Raw genomic sequence first — 21,473 nt, forward strand, 5'->3', positions numbered from 1 at the left:
TCTGGCACGAGAATGCCCGCCGGCGGCCATTTTCGGGCATTTCACACTATTTTAGCGTATAAAAACGCACATCGGATGTAAAAAAAAGTGAAGGTTTAATCCCTTTGCTTTTTTTGATTTTAAATTTACTACGGGTTTGGTTGTATACTCAAAATACGGTATGGTGTACAAGATGTTTGACAATTCCATCTCTCGCAAGTTTTTCCCCGCGACGCTCGCCTTTGGGCTGAGCCTCTCATTCCAGGCATGTTCTGACGACCCTTCCTCGCCCAAAGGCGAAGACGAGTCCATACCCGTCCCGAAAGAGGAACTGCATACCTCCGAAGCACCGACGCTCAGGCTTACCGAAGTTTCTTCGCTCAACCTCTCGTGGCTCGATCACGAGGGCGATGACCCCGCGTGGGTAGAAATTTTCAACTCGGGCGACAAGGACGTGAACCTCAAAGGCTACTCGCTGGTCGAGAACCTCACGAACCCGCAAAAATGGGTGTTCCGCGGCGAGACCATCCCCGCGGGCGCATACCGCACCGTATTCCTCGACAAGAAGGACATCTCCACCATCGAGGGCATGGTGGACGGCGTCGATGACGAAGGCCACGTGCTGCACGCCCGCACGCACACCAACTGGAAGCTCGACAAGAAGGGCGGCACGCTCTACATCATCGACAACCACAACGCCATTCACGACAGCCTCACCTACCCCGCACTCCCCGCCGGCATCAGCTACGGCAAGGTTTCGGACGGAAGCCTCAAGTATTTTGCCGTCGCGACTCCCGAAGCCCTCAACGACGATGCGGGTGCATACGCGACACTCGCCCCCACGTTTGACTTCGGCACCAAGAGCGCGGGCTTTTACGCAAGCGAAATCACGCTCGACCCGCCCGCCGTACCGGAAGGCACCACCGTCCGCTGCACGCAGAACGGCTCCAAGCCCACCGAAGCCTCGCCCGAATTCACTGCACCGATTACCATTTCAAAAAACACGGTCTTCCGCTGTGCCGCGTTCCAGCCCGGAGCGCTCACGACCGACGTGATTACCAAGACGTTCTTCATCGGCGAAACGGCCCGCATGCCGGTCGTCGCGGTCAGCGTCGATTCCGCGTTCTTCAAGGAAAGCTACATCAAGACCAACGCCGAAACTCCGAAAAGCGCACCCGCGGGTCTCTTCGAAGAAAAGGAATTCCCCGTGCACGTGGAATACTTCCCCGACGGTAGCAAGTCCACTGCACCCGCATGGGAAGTCGACGCAGGCATTTCAATTATGGGCGGCTACAGCAGGCTCAAGGACAAGAAGTCCGTCGCAATTGTGATGCGCGAGCAGTACCAGGACGGGAAAATCGACTACCCGCTGTTCGAGACCCGCAAGGACATCAACAGCAAGTTCCGCGGGTTCAACCTGCGCAACAACGGCAACCGATTCGTGAGCGACTACATCGGCGATGCAATGGGCGGCGCAATTCTCGAAGGGAGTGGCGTCGACTACCAGCGTAGCCGCCAGGTGGTGGTGTTCTACAACGGAAAGTACTACGGCATCCACGACATGCGCGAGCGTTTCAACAAGCATTACGTAGAAACTAACTACGGAATCGACGCGAACTCGGTCACGATGGTAAAGCACCTCGGCCACGACGTCACCGCAAGCAACGGATCTGTCGACGAATACAAGACTCTCCTGAGTTTCGTGGCGCAGAACGACTTCAGCGGCGAAGGCAACAAGAACTACGAAATGGTAAAGACCCTCATGGACGTGGGCAACTTCGCCGACTACATGGCGGCAGAAATCTACATCCACAACGGCGACTGGCCGAACAACAACGTGCGCGCCTGGAAGAGCCCCGAACAACCGTGGAAATTCATGGTGTACGACCTCGACCACGGATTTGATTGGATGTGGGGCGTGAACGGCGGCGAATTCAGCCAGAGCACCGACATTTTCCCGTGGATAAAGAAGGGCGGCGGAAACAAGCCCTGCAAGGACGAAGGCTGTTTCGCGAATCTTTACATACAACTTATCAAGAACCCGGAGTTCCAGCGCGTGTTCCTGAACAGGTCCGCCATGATGCTGCAAAACAACCTGAACGGGGCCAACGTGACCCGCGTGGTTGACGCGATGACAGCGACCATCGACACGGCCGAAATAAACCGCGACCTGAAAAAGTTCAAGCAGGACGAAATGTACTACAAGAACTCCTGCGGCAAGGGCTTCAGCAAGACGGGCAGTTGCCTCAAGGAATGGTCCGAAGAGCGCGACGCAAGCGTTGTGCAGGACTACTACTTCGAATTCGGTATGACGAGCATGGTGACCATGAACCTGAACGTCACCGGAAACGGCTACATCGCCGTGGAAGGCAGGCCCGCCCCCACGCCGGCTTATGCGGGCAAGTTCTTCGCGGGCATCGGGATGATCATCACCGCAGTCCCGGTCAGCGGCTCCGTATTTACCGGATGGAGCGATGGCGAGACCGCAAACCCGAGATTCGTCGTGAACGAAGAAGGCGCGAGCTACACCGCCGTGTTTAAGTAGTAACCCTTTCAAAAGAACGCTATGGCGACCCTCAGGCCGCCATTTTTTATAAAAAAGATTGACTATCCAGGCAGTCTTTTCTACATTTATGCATAAAATTGAATAAATGCATAAGGGAAGAAGATGACGCTACGCGAAGCTTTTGAAAGCAAGATGATGCTGTTGGATGGCGGAATGGGTTCCGTTATCCAGACTTACGGCATCAAGGGCGCGAACAACGACATGCTCTCCATCGAGAAGCCGGAAATCATCCTCGATATCCAGCGCCGCTACGTGGATGCGGGCGTAGACTGCCTGACCACGAATACGTTCTCGAGCCAACGCGTAAGCCAGCACGAATACCACCAGGAACACCGCATTGCCGAGATGAACCGCGCCGCCGTGAAGATCGCGAAGCAGGCTGCGGCAGAGGCCATGGAAAAATACGGCCGCCAGGTGTATATTCTGGGCGACGTGGGCCCCACGAGCAAGATGCTCTCCATGAGCGAAGACGTGAACGACCCCGCCAGCCGTAGCATTACCTTTGACGAACTCGAAGACGCCTACTTGGAACAGATTCAGGTGCTGGTGGAAGAAGGCGTCGACGCCATCCTGATTGAAACGATTTTTGATACGCTGAACGCGAAGGCCGCTGCCAGTGCATTTACTAAAGTCATGGAAAAGCGCGCTGCCGCCACCGGGAAAGCCGCCGACCTCAAGCCCGTTGAGGTAATGTTCTCCATGACAGTGAGCGACGCCTCGGGCCGTACGCTTTCGGGCCAGACGGTGGAAGCGTTCGCCGTGAGCGTGATGCACATGCACCCGCTTTCTATTGGTTTGAACTGCGGTCTCGGTGCCGACGGTATGGTGCCGTACCTGCGCCGCATGGGCAAGGTCGCTCCCTGCTACATTAGCTGTCACCCGAATGCGGGTCTCCCGAACCAGTTCGGCGGTTACGACGACACGCCCGAAGACATGGTGCGACTCATGGGCGTTTACCTGGACGACAAACTCGTGAACATGATTGGCGGTTGCTGCGGAACCACACCGGAACACATCGCCGCCATGCGCAAGATGCTCGATGCCCTGCCGGCCGATTACGAACGCCGCAAGCCCGCACCCAAGTATGCCACGAGCCCGTTACTCCGCCTCGCCGGCTTGGAGCCGCTGTTCAAGGAACAGGTGCGCCCCAGCGACGGTGCTGACAGCTGCAATGCCGAAGATTTTGTGAAGGTGGGCGAACGCTGCAACGTGGCTGGCTCCAAGAAGTTCCTGCGACTGATTAACGAGAAGAATTACGACGAAGCTCTTGACATTGCCCGCAAGCAAGTGGAAGACGGTGCCGACGTGATCGACGTGAACATGGACGATGGCTTGCTCGACGCCACCGCCGAAATGCAGACCTTCCTGAACCTGATTGCCTCGGACCCGGCCGTGAGCCGTGTGCCCATCATGGTGGATTCTTCCCGTTTCGAAGTCATCGAGGCGGGCCTCAAGTGCATCCAGGGCAAGAGCATCGTGAACTCCATCTCCCTCAAGATGGGCGAACAGGCGTTTATCGAGCATGCGCTCACCATCAAGCGCCTGGGTGCCGCCGTCATCGTGATGCTCTTCGACGAAGAAGGCCAGGCCACCAACTACGAGCGTCGCGTGAATATTGCCGCCCGCGCCTACGACATCCTGGTGAAGCAACTGGATTTCGCGCCATCGGACATCATCTTTGACCCGAACGTGCTGACGGTCGCAACCGGCATGGCAGAACACAACGCCTACGCCATAGACTTTATCCGCGCGGTCCGCTGGATTATGGACAACCTGCCCGGCGTGCGCATCTCGGGCGGTCTTTCGAATCTTTCCTTCGCCTTCCGCGGCAACAACTACCTGCGCGAAGCGATGCACACGACCTTCCTGCATTACGCGATCCCGAACGGCATGGGCATGGCCATCATGAACCCGAGCGCGATTATCGAATACAAGACGATTCCGCTGGAACTCCGCATGGCCATTACCGAAGTGCTGTTGAACACGGAACCGGATGCGAGCGAAGCGCTGATTGAAATTGCAAGCCGCATGACCGCGGCCGCCGCTGCCGCCAAGGAAGCGGGCACCAAGTACGACCCGAAGGCGATTTTCGCCATGAGCACAGGCGCGGGTTCCGCGACCAGCGATGCCGGCAACGCATCCGACTCCGCGCAGGCAAAAACCACGCCCGAAGAACGTTTGCAAGAAGCTCTCCTCAAGGGAACTTCTACAACACTCCAGCCCGACCTGATGGAACTCATCAACCGCGGCGATAGCCCGGTGGGAATCATCTCCGGCCCGCTTATGGACGGCATGAACGAAGTCGGTCGCCGCTTCGGTGAAGGCAAGATGTTCTTGCCGCAGGTGGTGAAGACTGCACGCACCATGAAGAAGGCGGTGGAAATCTTGCAGCCCTACATCGAGGCAGGCAAGGACGCCAACGCATCGAGCCGCGGGAAAATCGTCATCGCAACCGTCAAAGGCGACGTGCACGATATCGGCAAGAACATCGTCTCCGTGATTATGGCCTGTAACGGCTACGAAATGGTGGACCTCGGCGTGATGGTTCCCGAAGACGTCATCGTGAAGGCAGTCATCGAGAACAAGGCCGACATCTTGAGCCTCTCCGGACTGATTACGCCCTCGCTCGAAGAAATGTGCACCGTGGCAAAGGCCATGCAGGCTGCGGGCCAGCGCATCCCGATTATCGTCGGCGGCGCAACGACCTCGCCCACGCACACGGCCGTAAAGATTGCCCCGTGCTACGAAGGCCCCGTATTCCACGTGCGCGACGCCGCCAGTAACCCGGGCCTCGTGCAAAAGCTCTTGGACCCCGCGACCAGCGAGCAGACCATTCAGGAAAACCGCGAAGAACAGCAGCGCATTCGCGACAAGCAAAACGGCATCCAGACCGAAGCCGCAAGCGCCATGGCCGCAGCAGAGAAGACTCCGCTCGAACGCCGCTACCTTTGCGACTGGAGCAAGTACCAGCCCGTGGAGCCTCCGTTCATGGGCGAAAGCAAGCTCCCGCCGATTCCGCTTGAAAAAGTCATCCCGCTTATCAGCTGGGAATACTTCTTCTTCACTTGGAAAATCAAGCCCGACCAGGAAGAAGCAAAGAAACTCAAGGCCGACGCCGAAGCACTCATCAAGAGTCTCACAAAGCCCGAGTATGCGCTGCGTGCCGTGCAGGCGTTCTACCCTGCAGCCGGTACAGAAAATTCCATCAAGTTCAACACGGGCCGTACCGGCACCGACTCCGACTTTGTCGAAGTCGCCACGGCACGCCAGCAGAACCCGGAAGGTACCTGCCTCGCCCTCTGTGACTACGTTGCACCCGCAAACGCGAACACCGCAAGCATCTTCGCCGCTCCCGCCGGTAAGGACGCTTTCCGCGACATCGTGGGTGCCTTCGCCGTCACCGTGAGCGACGCCTTCGTCAAACGCCTCGAAAAGCTGAAGGCCGAACAGGGCGGCAGCGACTACGACGTTCTCCTGATGCAGACCGTCGCCGACCGCCTCGCCGAAGCGGGCGCCGAATACCTGAGCCAGGAACTCGCCCACACCAAGGGCTGGAAGGGAATCCGCCCGGCCGTCGGCTACCCCGTGCTCCCGAACATCAAGGAAATCTTCAACGTCGCGAAGCTCATCGACTTTGGCAGCGTGGGCATCAGCCTCACCGAGAACGGCGCCATGTACCCGCAGGCCTCCGTGAGCGGCCTCTACATCAGCCACCCCGAAATCGACTACTTCCACGTGAAGGTGTAAATCGCCCGTTTCGCAAAAACGCCCTATTGACTTCGCACTGTTTTTTGATTAAATTAACAGCAGATTGCGAGGTACATTATGAAAGACAGACAAGATCTTCCCGAACTAGCCAAGGCGTACCTTTTTGCTATAAAGATTACATTTGACAACATTCTCCCCGACAAGGCAGAGGAATTTAACGAGCTCGCGAACAACCTTTCGGCACGCTGCCGCAAGGTCAAGTTTCTCAAGGAAAACACGAGCGACGTCTACACCATCGTGGAAATTTCTTTCGACGAGTTCGAGGACTTCCTCGTCACGACCTGCATCAAGAACGAATACCTGAAAAGCTTCCGCATGACAATCGACCACTACTCGTCGAACATGAAGCTCGTCTACAGCGAGAAATTCTTTGACTGCAAGGCCGTCTACGTCGAGGAATTCGCCTACGACAAGTTCGACACCAACCAGGAACGCCTAGTCAAGACCATCGGCGTCAAGTGCAAGCGCGGACATTAAAAGATTATCTTTTTATAGTAGGTACACACGAAAGTAGTTTTTTCGTGTATTCGTGCTGAGGGTCCGTAAGCACGGAGTCTGCGGGCCCGCGCTCCACCACCTTGCCGAAGTACATGACAAGCACGTCATCGGAAATCGCGCGCACCACCTGCATGTCGTGGCTAATGAAAAGAATGCTCAGCCCGAGATCGCGCCTCAGGTCGTCGAGCAAGTGTAGAATCTGCGCCTGCACCGACACGTCCAACGCGCTCGTAACCTCGTCGCAAAGCAGGACCTTCGGTTCGACCATCAGGCTACGCGCAATGCAAAGCCTCTGCCGCTGGCCTCCCGAAAACTCGTGCGGGAACTTCTCCATCGCGCCGTGCGGAATGGACACGCGTTCCAACAACTCGACTGCACGCTGCCGCGCCTTCTCGAAAGCAACCTTGCGGGCCACCAGCGGGGCTGTCAGGATTTCCTCTACCGTCTGTCGCGGGTTCAGGCTGCTGAACGGGTCCTGGAACACCATCTGCACCACGTCGCACACGCGCGCAGGCTTCTCGCCCCCCTCGGGAGCAATCTTCCCGCACTGCACGCCCCTCCCGAAAATTTTCACGCTGCCCGACGCAAGCGGCACGAGCCCCACCAGGGACTTCACGAGGGTGGACTTCCCGCAGCCCGATTCGCCCACCACGCTCAGGGTCTTGCCCTGTTCCAGCGTGAACGAGACGCCATCGACCGCGGTGAAGTAGTCCTTCACCTTTCCGAACACGCCACCCCGCACCGGGAACCGGACCGTAAGCCCGCTCGCCTCGATGGCGGGTACACCCGCGGGAGCCGCCTGCTGGTTAGGCATCGGCCTCCCCGTCCAGGCTTTCCAGGGCTTCCTGGACATTCTTCTCCGTCTCGAGGAGAATCTGGCGGCACTTCTTCAGCAGGGCCGTCGCCTCCTGGACACTCCCCGCCAGCTCGTCAATCTCCATCTCGGAATTGTCGATACGCGTAAGGATGGCCTCCAGGCGCTCCATCGAGTTCTTGTACTCTAGATTTTCTTTGCTCATGTGTGGGAATATAGTTATTTGTACAAAACATTCGTCCGCTTTTAATTACATTTACCCCCAGTGGAGAAAAAAGAGACTCACAGCCTGCGGATGACACCCGCGGGTATGCGCAAGGGTTTCCGCATCGCGTGCGGGGCGGTTTTTGTGGTCGTTGCGCTCGCGCTCTCCGGCTGTCTCGACATTCCCGACGCGCCTAACGAGAGCCAGTACGTGGAACGCGTCGACGTGTTCCTGTTCCAGGACGGCACCCCGGATTCCACGCTCCTCAAGATTCGCCCGAACGACTCGGCCGTCATCAAGGCTTCCGTCTATCCGAGGCAGTTCAAGAACAACCTCACGTTCCGCTGGCTTTTCTGCATCGGGGATTCCACAGCCGTCATCGGCGACAGCCTCACGTACACAATCCCGAGTTCGCCCAAGATACACGACATCCCGAACGCGCTTGAGGTCGCGGACGGGGTCGGGAACACCATCCGCAAGGATTTCAAGGTCAGCGTGAACATGGCTCCCGCGCTCCATTCCACCACCATCCCCGCCAACGGAGCAACGCTCTACGGCAACAAGCACACGTCCATCCTGTTCAAGTGGAAATCCTACGACTTCGATTCCTTCGACGAGAACAGGCTCGAGCACACGCTCGTCATCGACGGTGTGGAGTACCCCGTAGGCCGTCTCGAAGAGATTATGCAGTCCGGATTCGGCGAAGGCGAGCACACGTTCCAGATTATGGTGAAGGATTCCTTCGGCGATGCGGATACGCTCCCGGTCTACAGGTTCTACATGCTCGACACGCTCGGGGGCAGCCTATGATGCTCGCCCTCCGTACGATTTTCGCGTTCACGCTCGCGCTCGCACTCGCGGGCCAGTTCTCGGCATGCAGCAACGGCGAGGACTACCTCTACGACGAGGAACAGTCCACGTTTATCGAGGTTTCCGCCGAGATGGCGTCTTCGTTCGATTCCAGCAGCACGCGGGCGAAGTCCGACACGCTCACTCCCGCCGACACGCTCATTTTCATCGCGAACATTCTCCCCTCCAAGTCCATCAAGATAAAGCGCTACCTTTGGACTATGGACGGCGAACCCCTCTCGTACGATTTCAGTTTCCGCAAGAGCATCGAGGAACCGGGCCTGCACAAGATTGCGTTCTTCCTCGAGACCTACCTGGGCGACACGCTCTCGGACACGCTCTCCCTGCTCATTTCGAACCTCCCGGTACTCGACGAGAACAAGTTCATCCCCGCGCGGCACTCGCAGGGGCTCCCGACATCGGGCGGGGTCTCGTTCGCGTGGGATGCCTACGACCCGGATTCCATCGCGGCCCTCTACTACCACTTTACCATCGAGGGCATTGTCGATACCGTAGTTCCGGAGCAGGGCTTTACCTACTGGGGCGACCTCCCGCCGCTCGAACACCTGCGGTGGAGCGTGCAGGCGATAAACGAGTTCGGGTTTGCTTCGCGCGAAAAAATCCACGGGGATTTCTTTACCCGCGGTGGCATCGGCGAGGCGGGCCTTACGGGCGCGGTCACCACGAGTGCCGCGACAAGCGGCTCGGGTCAATTCGATTTCGGTGTGAACGTCACCGTACGCGACACCTTCGAGCGGGTTGTCCTCACGAAAGACTTCCCGAGCAACAACCTTACCACGGGGCCATTCGCCGTATCGCCCTTAAGTGCGGGCAGATACAGCATCGAGGTTTCCATTCCCGAATATCCCAACTTTGCCGGCGATACGTTCGACGTTACGCTCCAGGCGGGCGAAGTGCTTGACCTGGACACGATTACCCTGCGCGATACCGTGCGCCCGCACATTGCCGTGCTTGCCGCGGGCTCAGCATTCACGAAAATCGACACGCTCGACTACAGCGACACGCTCAAGTTCCTCGTGCTGGATTTCGGTACGCCCTCCTCGCAGGTGACCGTTTCCGCGTTCCTGGAATCCACTCTCCTTACCGAGACAGCGGTTTCGGGCGACACGTTCACGGTAATCCTCCCCTCGTCCGCACGCACATGGAACAGGCGCCTGCTCGATATTGTCGCCATCGACGCGAGCAAGAACAAGACCGTGCGCAACTACGTCATCGAGGGGGCCGATTCCTGGTTCAGGTCGAACCCCAACCCCACCCTAATCACGAGCGATTCCGTCCGCCTCTACATCCTGGACAACAACCGCTACGGATTCAAGCCCGACACGTTCTACTTCCACTTCGGCAACCGCAAAATCGCGCAGTACGCCAACGACGTTCCGCTCTACTCGCAGACGTTCCTGAAAATTGAATTCAACGAGGGCGAAAACACAATCATGAGCGGGATCCGCTACACGAACGGGATTACGCAGTGGAAGCGCTGGACGCTCATCCGGAACAACTCTACGGGAGGCTCGCCATGAAACGCCTAGCCTCCGTGATTTCCATGCTCGCAACCGCGGTCGCATTCTTTGCCTGCGGAGATTCGCACCTGGTCGAAGACAGCGACCAGCCTACACTCGACCAGCACATCTTTGTGCTGCCCGACCGCTTTGCTGGGCAACCCTACAACTTCGGCTCGCCCGCAACGAACGTCTATCTCGACACGAACCAGTCCGTGAAATTCTGGGCGACATACAGCCTGGACGGGCAGTTTATTTCCACGGATGCCGGCGAGGAACTCTACCTGAACCACAACTGGATTATCGACGGAGAGAACTACAACATCTCGCCCCTGCGCCACAAGTTCTCGACACCCGGATTAAAGCGCGGAATACTCGAGACGGTAGACCTGCTGAACGACACGCTACGCGATACGGTGAACATCTACGTGAACACCCCCGTCTCTGTCGACATCATCGCCCCGATCAACGGTTTCAACCGCGTGTATCCCGGCCCGAACAGCAGCGTGGAACTCCGCTGGACCCTTGCAGGCGCCGACCCCTGGGAAAAATCCACGTGCTATGTGCACGCGGCTTACGACAGGGAAAACGTGTGGCGTAACGCCATCGGCAAGGTAGACTGCAACGAAGGCGCCACTCTCAACGGCACGTTCCTGGGCGATTCCCTCACGAGCTACATCATGGCCCACCCCGAGCGCGACACGTCCGTTTCCATATACTGGGGCGTAAAGGCAATCCTTTCTACCGATGACGGCTTCGAGGAACGCGACTCCACCGACATCTTCTATTTCTCCACGATGTTCATGCATACCGATTCTGCGGTCATCAGCATCCCTGTCGTGTACGACAATCTGCGCAACATGTCGATACACACGAGGCTCCTTGTAACAAGCAGTACCGGCGACACGCTCGCCCAGCTCAATTCGAAGACCAACCCGACGACTTTCACCACGAAGGTCGCGGCACAGACCGGTATCCGCATCCATGTCGACGACGGCAACAGGAAGGAATTCCTGTCCGACGACGTTATCGTGAACACGTCCGCCGGCGCATTGACCATCGTGGATACAATCCACATGCAGGACCATGTGCAGCCGCAGGTGGCCCCGCTCAGCAACGCCATTGGCTTCAACGACAGCATTGCCTTCTACGTTCTCGATGACGGCACGGGAATTAACCCCAACCGCATCCACGTTTCCGTAGATTCCGATTCCGTCGAATTCAATTACGACGAGCCGTTCATCAAGTTCAGAAGCAGGTGCTTTGTCGGGTGTACCATCCGGATTTCTGTCGAGGACAACGCCCGCAACATGAACCCCAAGGTGTTCTGGGAAACCAGGGCAAAGCAGGGATTCCTCGACACGCTCTATATAGACGGTCCATTCACCGAACTTTCGGGGGAAAGATGATTTCGAAGTTTCCCCTGATATTCGCGCTCGCTCTCGCCTCCCTCGCCCTTGCACAGGAGGCGCACAGGTATCTGCACATCTCGACGAACCCCTCGTACGCAGATGCCTATGTGAATTCCACCCGCAAGAACTTTGCCGCGAATCCGGACATAAGCCTCCCCGGCTACATCGAGGTTCCCGCTGGCGAGGGCAACGTGCTCGTGACCATATTCAAGCCGGGCTACAGGGACACGACCATCAACGTGACTGTTTCTGACAAGGATACATCGTACCTCATCGTTTCGCTTTCGCCCAGTTACGACGACGTGTATCTTGAACGCCAGCAGAAGGCGCTTTCGCACCGTACGCGCAGGAACATAGGCTTCAAGCTCGCCATCGCATCGGCGGCCCCGCTTGTCGCAAGCGGAATCGCGGCGCTCGTGACCGAATACAACATCGGCAAGGCGAACGACAAGAAAGACCTTATCGAGAAGAGCGTCATACGGGAAGGCGACGAATATGCGCGCAACCTGGAGCGCTACGGGGAATACCGGGATGATGCGGAATCGGCAAAAAAAGTCACCGTAGGGACATTCATTGCGGGGGTAGCACTCCTCGGATTCGGCTTGATACTTTCGTTTTAGCGGGTAAACCATGAGCAGCACCATGAAAAAGATTTTCCTCCTTCTAGCGGCAAGTTTCTTATCGCACGCATTTGCGGAAGACCCGCAGGGCATGCAAGTTATGGTCGAACTTGTCTCGGGCACAAAACAGAAGGCGCAGTTCCTCGGCATCGCAAACGATACCGTGAGCCTCGGGGGCTATATCAAGAACGAATTCACCGTGCTGAAGTTCCCGAAGAGCCAGTTCAAGAGCATTCTCGATTCCCTCGGGAACAACATCCTTGCGGCCCCAAGCGCACCCGCCCAGGCAGATCCCGCGCAGGAATACGAGCCGGTAGACCCGAACGCCCCCGGATTTGTAAATGAGGAGGCCGCCGCAGGCGACACCGCAGGCGATACGCCCGAAGGTGACACCGCCGGGCTCGACACGGGTAGCGAACGGCCCGCAGGCACAAACCCCGAGCCGGCCGCAGGCGACTACATTCCAGACAAACTATTCGCCGGGTTCGAAACCGACGGCGTAGATTCCGGCAAAGCGAGCCTCCTTACGGCAGTGACCTTCGAGATAATGCGCGAACTCGACCCGCGGTTCGGAATGCGCGGGTTCAGCGCCACCCCGCAATGCAACGACCGCGCCTGCGTGCAGGATTACTGGAAGACATACGGCGTGAAGGATATCTACTTCGGGAAGATTTCGAGAGCATCGCACCCGGATTCCGCGAACGTGGAAATCACGCGGGTGCTTTACGAGGAGGAACTCCCCACCATTTCGAAAGAGCAGGTGACGCTCTCGCTCGACTCGCTCCTGCAGGATGCCGTCAAGGATGGGGCCCTCGTGAACCTCGTCAAGAAGGCGGCCGGGTTCCCCATACCCTCGAAGCGCAAGCGCAGCTACATCCACGTGGAAACCGACCCGGAATCCGCCACCATCTCGCGCCCCGAAAAGGATGCGATATGCAAGTCTCCCTGTACCTTCGCCGTTACGGATACGGGCAAGATTGAGATAAACGCGTACTGGAACGTGGATAAGCACCTGTGGGGCGCACAGACCTTCGTGCGCCCGCTCCCCGGCGATACGGTGAAGGTCTCGCTCAAGCTGAAGCGGGTGATTCCCGAAATAAAAATCGTGTCGAACCCGGTCGGCGCAGAGATTTTCCCGGGCCAGGAAGAAATTACCCGCAACAGCAAGTCCATCGGCTCGACTCCAAAGATTGTCTCGCTCACCAATCCGGGCATGACCCACCTGCGCCTCCGCCGGGAAGGCTACCGCGATACGCTCGTGAGTTTCTACGTTGCCCCCGTCTCCGAAATCAATCTCGACATCTCGATGGAGCACCTCACCGACTTCGAAGAAATCAAGAAGCAGGAGGAATGGGTGAAGCAGCGCCGCAAATCGTTTATCGGGCAAGTGCTGATGGGTTCTTCCGTCGCCCCGGTACTCGCGGGTGCACTCCTTTTTTACCTCGCCCAGCAGAACTACGACGACGCCGACGACATCAAGGCCGAACTCAAGATGCCGAGCGCCGCGAAAGGCGAGAACTACAACAGCAAAAAGCAGAAGAACAAGGACCTCGTGGACACGGGCGACCGCTACAGCATCATAGGCGGGAGCCTCATCGGTGCGGGTATAGCCGTGTTTGGCCTGGGGCTTTTCCTCACCTTCTAGCAAAAAACGCATAATTCGCCGTAAAAAAGGCAAAAAAACACTTTTTTAAACGGACAGCCGTCCGTTTTTGCTTTTTAAAAAACTAGATTTAGAGCGATGCGTAAACTACTTATTTCATTCATGCTTTTGACCGTGGCGGTCTATGCGGCTGATTTCGAGCGCTCCAATTGGCGAGCCCAGATGTACCTGCAGGCCGAACCCGCCTTTATTCACTTTGAATCCGAAGAACCGCAACTGTTGAAAGAGTCCATCGACAAGGAACTCCTCACCATCCCCGTGAGCGTGGGCTTCCTGTTCAACCCCTTCTTTACTCCGCTGTTCAAGGCCGATATTCCGTTTACCTTCTGGCTCGGTGCCGAAGTCAACTCCATCCAGTTCCGTGAAATTGCGAGCGACCCCGCCTACTGGGGTGTCGGCGACGACGGCAAGCGCGTCGAAGACGAAAAGCACGACCTTTCCGAAGCGGGCGAAGGCCGCACGCTCTCGTTCCGCGCATACGCCCCGTCCGTGGTGGGCGGTTTCTCGTTCAACCTCGGCGGCGACTTTGACCTTCGCGTGCTGGGCGGCTACGGGTTCCACTTCTTTACCTTCGTGGACAACTACTCCACCAGCACCAAGGACCACACCGAGATGGTCCCGACGGCATTTGTCTCTGGCGCTCTCGAATACCGCATCACCGAGATTTTCCAGGACGTGGACATGAAAATCGGCATCAACGTGCGCAGGGAATTTTTGCCCTACGAAGACATGATGGCGACCTACCCCTACAAGTACGACAAGGAAAACCCGACCCCATCCTCCGGATTCTCGGGAATCACCTTCAGCAAGGTTTCTTACAAGTGGCCCGTACGCGTGGGCCTCGAACTTTCGTTCGACTTCGGGCGTGAAAGCCGCCGCGACCGCCGCATGCGCTTTACCCTGCGCGACCGCGACCAGGTGCTGCGCGACAACAGCGAAGTCAAGGACACCCTCAGCGATTGGGACTGCATGGCCATCGAGCGCGACTACCGGTTCTTCCTCGACGAGAACGGCGAACTGCCCGACATGAGCGACGCCTACACCAAGACCCAGTTCTCCGACGTGCTGGAAAGCTTCCTCGCCTTCTGCCACCCGGCAGACCTCGCCACGAAGGAAAAACTTTACGCCTCTCTCGATTCCGGAAAGGTTGAACTGAAGGAATACCAGGTACGTCAGGAAGATTCCCGTTTCGACCAGGTCATGGCGTCTAACGACCCGGAAATGCTCGAGATGTTCCTGCAGTACTACCCCGATTCTCCGCGCCGCGGCGAAGTCGAGGCCAAGATCCGCACCCTCAGCGAATACCACAAGTTCCGCGAGATCCAGGCACAGAACACCTTCAAGGCATACCTCTCCTACCTGAACGACAACCCGAACGGGGCTTTCAGGGACGAGGCCGAAGCAGGCATCTTTGAACTTGTCCGCAACAGCAACCGCATGAAGGACTACGAGATTTACCTGAAGCGCTTCCCGAACGGCAAGTACGTCGAAGAAGCGAAGGCCGCACTCAAGGGCGCAAACAACAGCGCTCCTTCCCAGATAGAATACCAGGCCCCCGAATACGTCGAACCTCCTGCAGAGGAACCGGCGGTCGAGGAACCCGAAGAGGAAGAAGAAGAGGAAGAGGTAAAGCCGACGCCGAAGAGCAAGAAGGCTAAGGCCAAAGCCAAGAGGGCCGCAAGCAAGAAGAAAGCAAAGTCCAAGAAGAGAAGATAGGCCTTGAAAAAATTCGCCCTACTCGCAATCCTTGTCGCAGGCATGAGCCTCGCGACGTTCGCACAAGTTGATTCCAGCACGGTGCAGGCAAGTCCGGCAGCCCAGGTCGAAGTTGTTCCGGAAGCGACCTCCGAAGAAGGCGCGACCGCCGACGGCCCCCCGAAGACCAGCATCTACGACCAAGTCATCAACTGGTACAACGCGAACCTGAACTACGGCACCGTCGCTCTCCTCATGGCGGTGGAATCCTCGTTCATCCCCTTCCCGTCGGAACTGGTGGTGCCGCCCGCCGCATACAAGGCGATGCAGCCGGAATCGGGCCTGAACATCGTATTCATCGTGCTCTTCGCTACCCTCGGGGCACTCGCGGGAGCATTCATCAACTACTTCCTCGCGAAGCTCCTCGGGCGCCCGATTGTGTACAAATTCGCAGACAGCCGCCTGGGGCACTTTCTGCTTCTCGATTCGGGCAAAGTAACAAACGCCGAGAGGTTCTTCCTCGAGCATGGCGCAATCTCTACGCTCGTCGGCAGGCTCATCCCGGCAATCCGCCAGTTGATTTCTATCCCGGCGGGGCTTTCCAAGATGAAGCTCTGGGCGTTTTCGCTCTACACCGCCATCGGCGCCATCTTCTGGAATATCATCCTCGCAGTCCTCGGGTACATCGCCCACGGGCAGAAGGACCTGATTCAGGCGTACAGCCACGAACTTTCCATCGGGCTCGTTGGGCTCGGCGTATTGTTTATCGGCTACATGACCTGGTGCGCGCTCAAGCCGAAAAAGTAGAAAGCGTGAAACTACTCATTTCACACTTCACATTAGTTAAAAGTCGCAGTTCTTGACGCAGCGGTTGTTTTCGAAAATCGCCTCGAGCGTCTTGACGCCCTTGGTAAACCGGCGGTACGGCCCGTTGCGGAGCCCTTTCTCGAACGTCATCTCTTCCTTGATGGCACCGAGGTCGTCGTAGATTTTTGCGATGCCGTGGATTTGCCCGTTCACGTAGGGCAGCGTGCGCACCAGCAGTCCGCGTTCGCTCCACACTTCGCTCGCGCCGTCAAGCACGCCCATCTTGTAGACCTCGCGGGATTTCTTGATTCCGTTCTCGTAAAATTCCGTGCTGGTCCCGTCCTCGATTCCTTCCTTGTAACCGATGGTCTGCCAGACCTTGCCGCTTTCGTAGTAACTCTTGAACACGCCATCGAGCTTGCCGTTCTTGTACGGGGCCTCGACCGCCAGGTTGCCGTTGGGGTGGTACGTGTAGGCAACCCCCTCGCGGATGTCGGTACCCTTCTGCACCGTGTACAGGCGGGCGATCGAGCCGTCATCAAGCGTAGTGCGGACAGTATCCAGTTCCACCCCGCCTTGCGATGCGGGCTTGGCCGCGGGCTTCTTCGGGGCCTTAGCAGGGACAGCGAAGGCGTTGAGAAAACCGCAACACAGGAGTAACACGAAAATTTCTTTTTTCATCACCGATAAATGTAGTTTTATCGTCGAGAATTATGTATTTTGCAGTTGCTTATGCGTATTACTTTTTTGAATCCTCCGTTCCATCCGATGTTCAGTCGCGAGTCGCGCAGCCCCTGCGTGACTAAATCGAGCACTCTTTACTGGCCCATGTTCCTGAGTTACGCCGCCGGCACTGCCGAGGCGGATGGCAACGAGATTCAGCTGATTGACAGCCCCGCGATGGAGCTGGACTTGCCCAAGACGCTCGAGGGCATCAAGAAGTTTGACCCGGCGCTTGTCATTTGCAGCACGAGCACCCCGAGCATCTTGAACGACCTCAAGGTGGTGCATGCCATCAAGGATACGCTCCCGAATGTGAAGGTCGCCATCATGGGTACGCATGCGACGGCAGAACCGCTCGAGAGCCTGGAGATGGAACCCGCGCTCGACTTCGTGATTATCGGCGAGGCGGACTACACCTGCCGGAACCTCGCAAGGAGCCTGCGCGGCGACGGTGTTCCCGTAAACCAGATTGCGGGCCTCGCCTTCCGCAAGGAAGACGGCACGACCGACTTCCAGCCCGAGGGCCCGAAGATCGAGAACCTGGACGAACTCCCGTGGGTCTCGAAGGTCTACCGCAAGCATTTGTACAGCTGCTACAAGAAGTATTTCTACGGTGCGAACCTCAACCCGCTGATTGTGATTTTGAGCGGGCGCGGTTGCCCGAACCGCTGCAGCTACTGCGTGATTCCGCAGACGCTCAACGGCCACAAGTTCCGCCGCCGCACGCCCAAGGACGTGGTGGACGAACTGCAGTACATCAAGGACAATTTCGAAGATCTGGGCGAAGTCTTCTTCGAAGACGACACGTTCACCGCAAGCCACGAGCACGTGCGCGAAATCTGCAACCTGATTCTGGAACGCGGCCTCAAGATTACGTGGAGCTGCAACGCGCGCGCAGATGTTCCGCTGGATTTGCTCAAGCTGATGAAGAAGGCGGGCGGCCGCGAGATGTGCGTTGGGTTTGAAAGCGCCTCCCCCGTGGTTCTTGAGAACATCCACAAGGGCGTGAAGAACACCGACAAGGCAATCGAGTTCACGAAGAACGCCCGCAAGGCAGGCCTGCTGGTGCACGGCTGCTTCATGGTGGGTAACCCGGGCGACACTCCGGAAACACTCCGCATGACGCTCGACTACGCCAAGAAGTTGAACCCCAACACGGCGCAGTTCTACCCCATCATGGCGTACCCCGGAACCGAGGCCTACAAGGAAGCCCTCGAGAGCGGCGCATTACAGACAAAGGATTACAACCAGTGGCTCGACAAGGACGGGTTCCACCGCACCACCATCCAGCGCGGAGAACTCACCAGCCAGGCGCTCGTTGACTTCTGCGACAAGGCCCGCCGCGAGTTCTACCTGCGCCCGAGCTACATTTTCCGCCAGGGAATCATGGCCATCAAGAACCCGCGTGAACGTTACCGCGTGTTCCGCGGCTTCGGCACGCTCGTGAAGCACCTGTTCCGCAAGCACGGGCAGCTCGCTCCTGTCGCGCGCCAGGCCCCGACGATAAAGCAGTAGCCCGCGGATCTGCGGGTCGCGACGGTTGTTCCACGGGTCCGCGGCGGCGATTCTGCGGGTCTACGGCTTAAGGGACGCCCGCGGCGGTGGATTTTTGACTTTTGGCAATGTATTTTATTGTTTTGGCGGTGAAATCAGGAATTTTTCTTCAATTTCACCGCCACTTTGATAATTTGTCTGCAACATTCTTGATAAAAATGCGCGGTGCGGGCCGTTTGTGGCGGTGATTTTCGGGATTTTTGCCGGTTTTCACCGCCAGCAGGAGCATGAGCAGGCCACCAAGCCCCCTTCTCCCGCCGTTTTTACTACACACAAACTAGTTTTTGGCGGTGAAATCGCGATTTTTTTGTTCATTTCACCGCCACTTTTGCATTTTCAGGCCTCCACTCGAGCTTTCACCCCCCCCCAAAACGTCACACCAGCTGCTCGAGCATTTTTTCCACCATCATAGAATTGAGCGGGCGGTCGTGCGTTTCCGTGGTCATCACGAAGTTCTTGCCCATACAGAAACCATTCTGCAAGTACATATCCATCTTGGAGGCCATGTTCTGGCAATACTCCGGCACATCGATCATCCCGAAATGCTCCCAGACGAACTCCTGGTGCGTCCGCACGTTCAGGCACGTAAAATCCGGATACACGACAACGCGCTTACAGCCTCGCGCCCGCAAATCACCGCGACCGCCAGCACCGCGGCGACCCGCGAGAACTCCGCCACCACCGCGACGACCCGCACGGGCACCACCGACATGATCCCCAGCCGCGTGTGAATCCTCCACCCCGCGCGCCGCCCCCGCAAGCAATTCGTGCGGATACTCATAGCGGTAAGGAATCCCCCTGCGGAACAACGCATCCGCAATGATGATTTCGGACTTCGAACGCACACGCTCGCCCCGCGCCGTCATCAGCACAGGCCCGTCCGCATCGAAATCACGCCCGGCGTACTTCACCGCACTCCAGCGCTCCACAAAATCTTCATCGGGATACACAAGCGGGGTCACCAGCGAGCGCCGCGCCGGATGCAACTGCGCGTACAGGTTTTCCGCAATCGACACATTGTATTTCTCCACGCATTTTTCCAAAACCCAGCGCAGCCTCTGAATTTCGGCCAGGATTTTCGCGTCGTAATCGCGCTGGGCAATAGCCGCCGCAAGCGACATTTTCTCTTCCGGAATATACTCGCCCTTGCGCCCCGTCTTCGCCGTCGCGCGAAAATACTGAAACCCGCCACGATGCGGCGACACATTCAGCACGCCAGCCGGCGCCCGCGAAAGCCTTTTCGAAAGCGCCGCCTCGACAGCGGACAAATCTGCTATCCGCCCGCGAAGCAACGGCAACACACAATCCTTTGGCAAATGCTCTATAACATTTTCCATAATAATTCCCTAATAAATGATGTGAATGGGCGTAAAATACAAATTTATTTCTACATTGACCCGCAGAGGCCAACATGATTTGCAAGAAGTGCGAAACGGAATGCGATTTGCGCGCAGGGAAAGCCCTGCGGTGGCTGAAATTTTTCTTTCTAAGCCTTATCGCCTCCGTTGCTATCGCATGGATTGCAAGCCTTTTCATTGACCCTGAATTACGAAGGGGGTTCGTGGATTTTTGCGCAAGATGGCTAGTTGCGGCAATTGCATTCCCCTTTTATCTACCCTTCATCATCCCGACTATCTTCGCCATCGTTTCGCTATGCATCGCCGTTTATAAATGCAGCAGATGGCTAATCCACGCAGAAAAAGAACTGAACCGGGTCTCCGAAGCAAAGATTGTCCCGTGGGAAGACGTCTCCAGCGCGTTGATTCTCCCCTTATTCCCTTTTATACACTTTTTCATACTCAAGGAACTGCTCTCGCAGCAAAAAGAGACGCTCGACAAGAACAATCTCGAAAGCGAAACCCCTCCGCAGTGGGTTCTCCCCGGCATACTCGGTGGCGGCATCGCCGCCTACGCCTCCTTTTTCCTGATACTGAGCAACAAAAGCCCCGCCATCAGCCACATCTCCATCGGATGCTTCATCGCGTTCGTCATTCTCCTTTTCGCAAGTTACATCAAGATTATACGCACCATCACCGCGAACACGAGCGCACTGTATTCCCTGCCGGATGCCATCTCCACAGCCGACTCACCAACCGACACCCCGCCTACCGACGCACCCGACGACACTGCGGCCAGCACCGAACCAGACTACGGCACCCAAGAACAAAACAGCGACGACGACAGAGCGGAGGCCAGCATAATTTGCCAAAAGCGCGCCAGCAAGACAATATTCTGGTTCATGGTCTGTTGCACACTGTTCCTTGTCAATATAATTCTCAATGACACTCTGCTCACGCTTGCCTTGATCTTTTTAATGTTTGGCGCACCGGAACTCCTTCTACTAGCCATGCTCCCCTTCCTGATTGCGCTTTATAAATTCTGCAGGTGGTTGCTCTGCATCGAAAAAGAACTGAACCGCTTTAGGAGCAAGCCTGTTCCACCATGGGGAACACTCATCAGCGCCCTGATACCTTTTATATTTCCGCTAGCCCATTTTAGTATTTTCCGCGAACAGCTTTTACTGCAAAGAGAGGCCCTCGAAAAGAACAAGCTGGAATTCCAGGATATCCCGAAATGGGGGCTTTTCGCCATACTTATTTTCGGATTTTTAATGCAACTCTGCCTGTACTTCTATTTGGGAGGAACCATTGCCGCGAAGATAGTGACCTTCATCGTTTGCATCGTTCTTTTGGTCAGTTACATCAAAGTCATCAGGACCATCACAGCGAACACAATCGCGCTCCTTTTCCCGCCCACCGACGCTCCCAGCGACACCCCAACCGACATTTCCTAAAACTTT

At 57.0% G+C, this 21,473-nt stretch carries 16 protein-coding genes; 12 read left to right on the plus strand and 4 right to left on the minus strand.

What is annotated here, in order from left to right:
* Window positions 1-160: 160 nt before the first annotated feature.
* From CRO08_RS13510 to CRO08_RS13520, 3 genes are all read left to right on the plus strand, one after another.
* Window positions 161-2,524, plus strand: a complete 2,364-nt coding sequence (locus tag CRO08_RS13510) for a CotH kinase family protein (protein WP_097036623.1) — start codon at window positions 161-163, stop codon at window positions 2,522-2,524.
* A gap of 123 nt (window positions 2,525-2,647) precedes the next feature.
* Window positions 2,648-6,292, plus strand: a complete 3,645-nt coding sequence (metH, locus tag CRO08_RS13515; protein WP_097036624.1) for a methionine synthase — start codon at window positions 2,648-2,650, stop codon at window positions 6,290-6,292.
* A 78-nt stretch (window positions 6,293-6,370) separates the two neighbouring features.
* A complete protein-coding gene (locus CRO08_RS13520) occupies window positions 6,371-6,790 on the plus strand; it encodes a hypothetical protein (RefSeq protein WP_072808402.1) in 420 nt (139 codons plus the stop codon).
* A 4-nt stretch (window positions 6,791-6,794) separates the two neighbouring features.
* On the opposite strand, the gene CRO08_RS13525 is transcribed toward CRO08_RS13520, so the two are convergent.
* Window positions 6,795-7,625: an ATP-binding cassette domain-containing protein gene (locus CRO08_RS13525; protein ID WP_097036625.1), complete on the minus strand. Its 831-nt coding sequence runs from the start codon at window positions 7,623-7,625 to the stop codon at window positions 6,795-6,797.
* A complete protein-coding gene (xseB, locus tag CRO08_RS13530; protein WP_072808406.1) occupies window positions 7,618-7,830 on the minus strand; it encodes an exodeoxyribonuclease VII small subunit in 213 nt (70 codons plus the stop codon). The genes CRO08_RS13525 and xseB overlap by 8 nt, the downstream gene beginning before the upstream one ends.
* Window positions 7,831-7,890: 60 nt before the next feature.
* On the opposite strand from xseB, the gene CRO08_RS13535 reads away from it, so the two are divergent.
* From CRO08_RS13535 to CRO08_RS13565, 7 genes are all read left to right on the plus strand, one after another.
* Entirely contained in the window at window positions 7,891-8,640 is a 750-nt protein-coding gene (locus CRO08_RS13535; RefSeq protein WP_141398383.1) for a hypothetical protein, read from the plus strand.
* A complete protein-coding gene (locus CRO08_RS13540) occupies window positions 8,637-10,220 on the plus strand; it encodes a carboxypeptidase regulatory-like domain-containing protein (RefSeq protein ID WP_097036627.1) in 1,584 nt (527 codons plus the stop codon). The genes CRO08_RS13535 and CRO08_RS13540 overlap by 4 nt, the downstream gene beginning before the upstream one ends.
* Window positions 10,217-11,608: a hypothetical protein gene (locus CRO08_RS13545; protein WP_097036628.1), complete on the plus strand. Its 1,392-nt coding sequence runs from the start codon at window positions 10,217-10,219 to the stop codon at window positions 11,606-11,608. The genes CRO08_RS13540 and CRO08_RS13545 overlap by 4 nt, the downstream gene beginning before the upstream one ends.
* Window positions 11,605-12,231: a hypothetical protein gene (locus CRO08_RS13550; protein WP_097036629.1), complete on the plus strand. Its 627-nt coding sequence runs from the start codon at window positions 11,605-11,607 to the stop codon at window positions 12,229-12,231. The genes CRO08_RS13545 and CRO08_RS13550 overlap by 4 nt, the downstream gene beginning before the upstream one ends.
* A gap of 22 nt (window positions 12,232-12,253) precedes the next feature.
* On the plus strand, window positions 12,254-13,876 hold the full coding sequence (locus CRO08_RS13555) for a PEGA domain-containing protein (RefSeq protein ID WP_176495161.1): 1,623 nt from the start codon (window positions 12,254-12,256) through the stop codon (window positions 13,874-13,876).
* Window positions 13,877-13,972: 96 nt separating this feature from the next.
* Complete coding sequence (locus tag CRO08_RS13560; protein WP_141398384.1) at window positions 13,973-15,610, plus strand: hypothetical protein; 1,638 nt, start codon at window positions 13,973-13,975, stop codon at window positions 15,608-15,610.
* 171 nt (window positions 15,611-15,781) lie between these two features.
* Window positions 15,782-16,396, plus strand: a complete 615-nt coding sequence (locus tag CRO08_RS13565) for a DedA family protein (protein WP_369684805.1) — start codon at window positions 15,782-15,784, stop codon at window positions 16,394-16,396.
* 36 nt (window positions 16,397-16,432) lie between these two features.
* On the opposite strand, the gene CRO08_RS13570 is transcribed toward CRO08_RS13565, so the two are convergent.
* Complete coding sequence (locus CRO08_RS13570; protein ID WP_097036633.1) at window positions 16,433-17,077, minus strand: toxin-antitoxin system YwqK family antitoxin; 645 nt, start codon at window positions 17,075-17,077, stop codon at window positions 16,433-16,435.
* Window positions 17,078-17,128: 51 nt separating this feature from the next.
* Between CRO08_RS13570 and CRO08_RS13575 the strand changes: the two genes are divergently transcribed.
* A complete protein-coding gene (locus CRO08_RS13575) occupies window positions 17,129-18,634 on the plus strand; it encodes a radical SAM protein (RefSeq protein WP_097036634.1) in 1,506 nt (501 codons plus the stop codon).
* Between the two features lie 413 nt (window positions 18,635-19,047).
* Here the strand turns inward: CRO08_RS13575 and CRO08_RS13580 are convergent, their stop codons facing one another.
* Window positions 19,048-20,010, minus strand: a complete 963-nt coding sequence (locus tag CRO08_RS13580) for a hypothetical protein (RefSeq protein ID WP_141398385.1) — start codon at window positions 20,008-20,010, stop codon at window positions 19,048-19,050.
* Window positions 20,011-20,117: 107 nt separating this feature from the next.
* Here CRO08_RS13580 and CRO08_RS13585 point away from each other — a divergent pair, with 107 nt between their 5' ends.
* On the plus strand, window positions 20,118-21,467 hold the full coding sequence (locus CRO08_RS13585) for a hypothetical protein (RefSeq protein ID WP_141398386.1): 1,350 nt from the start codon (window positions 20,118-20,120) through the stop codon (window positions 21,465-21,467).
* The last annotated feature ends 6 nt before the right edge of the window (window positions 21,468-21,473 follow it).

It is taken from the genome of Fibrobacter sp. UWT3 (genome assembly GCF_900230125.1).
In the GTDB taxonomy this organism is placed as follows: Bacteria; Fibrobacterota; Fibrobacteria; order Fibrobacterales; family Fibrobacteraceae; genus Fibrobacter.

Bases quoted from the DNA above. Each gene is read 5' to 3' on its own strand.
- CRO08_RS13510 (WP_097036623.1), top strand. From the start codon at position 161: ATGGTGTACAAGATGTTTGACAATTCCATCTCTCGCAAGTTTTTCCCC.
- metH (WP_097036624.1), top strand. From the start codon at position 2,648: ATGACGCTACGCGAAGCTTTTGAAAGCAAGATGATGCTGTTGGATGGC.
- CRO08_RS13520 (WP_072808402.1), top strand. From the start codon at position 6,371: ATGAAAGACAGACAAGATCTTCCCGAACTAGCCAAGGCGTACCTTTTT.
- CRO08_RS13525 (WP_097036625.1), bottom strand. From the start codon at position 7,625: ATGCCTAACCAGCAGGCGGCTCCCGCGGGTGTACCCGCCATCGAGGCG.
- xseB (WP_072808406.1), bottom strand. From the start codon at position 7,830: ATGAGCAAAGAAAATCTAGAGTACAAGAACTCGATGGAGCGCCTGGAG.
- CRO08_RS13540 (WP_097036627.1), top strand. From the start codon at position 8,637: ATGATGCTCGCCCTCCGTACGATTTTCGCGTTCACGCTCGCGCTCGCA.
- CRO08_RS13545 (WP_097036628.1), top strand. From the start codon at position 10,217: ATGAAACGCCTAGCCTCCGTGATTTCCATGCTCGCAACCGCGGTCGCA.
- CRO08_RS13550 (WP_097036629.1), top strand. From the start codon at position 11,605: ATGATTTCGAAGTTTCCCCTGATATTCGCGCTCGCTCTCGCCTCCCTC.
- CRO08_RS13555 (WP_176495161.1), top strand. From the start codon at position 12,254: ATGAAAAAGATTTTCCTCCTTCTAGCGGCAAGTTTCTTATCGCACGCA.
- CRO08_RS13560 (WP_141398384.1), top strand. From the start codon at position 13,973: ATGCGTAAACTACTTATTTCATTCATGCTTTTGACCGTGGCGGTCTAT.
- CRO08_RS13570 (WP_097036633.1), bottom strand. From the start codon at position 17,077: ATGAAAAAAGAAATTTTCGTGTTACTCCTGTGTTGCGGTTTTCTCAAC.
- CRO08_RS13575 (WP_097036634.1), top strand. From the start codon at position 17,129: ATGCGTATTACTTTTTTGAATCCTCCGTTCCATCCGATGTTCAGTCGC.
- CRO08_RS13580 (WP_141398385.1), bottom strand. From the start codon at position 20,010: ATGGAAAATGTTATAGAGCATTTGCCAAAGGATTGTGTGTTGCCGTTG.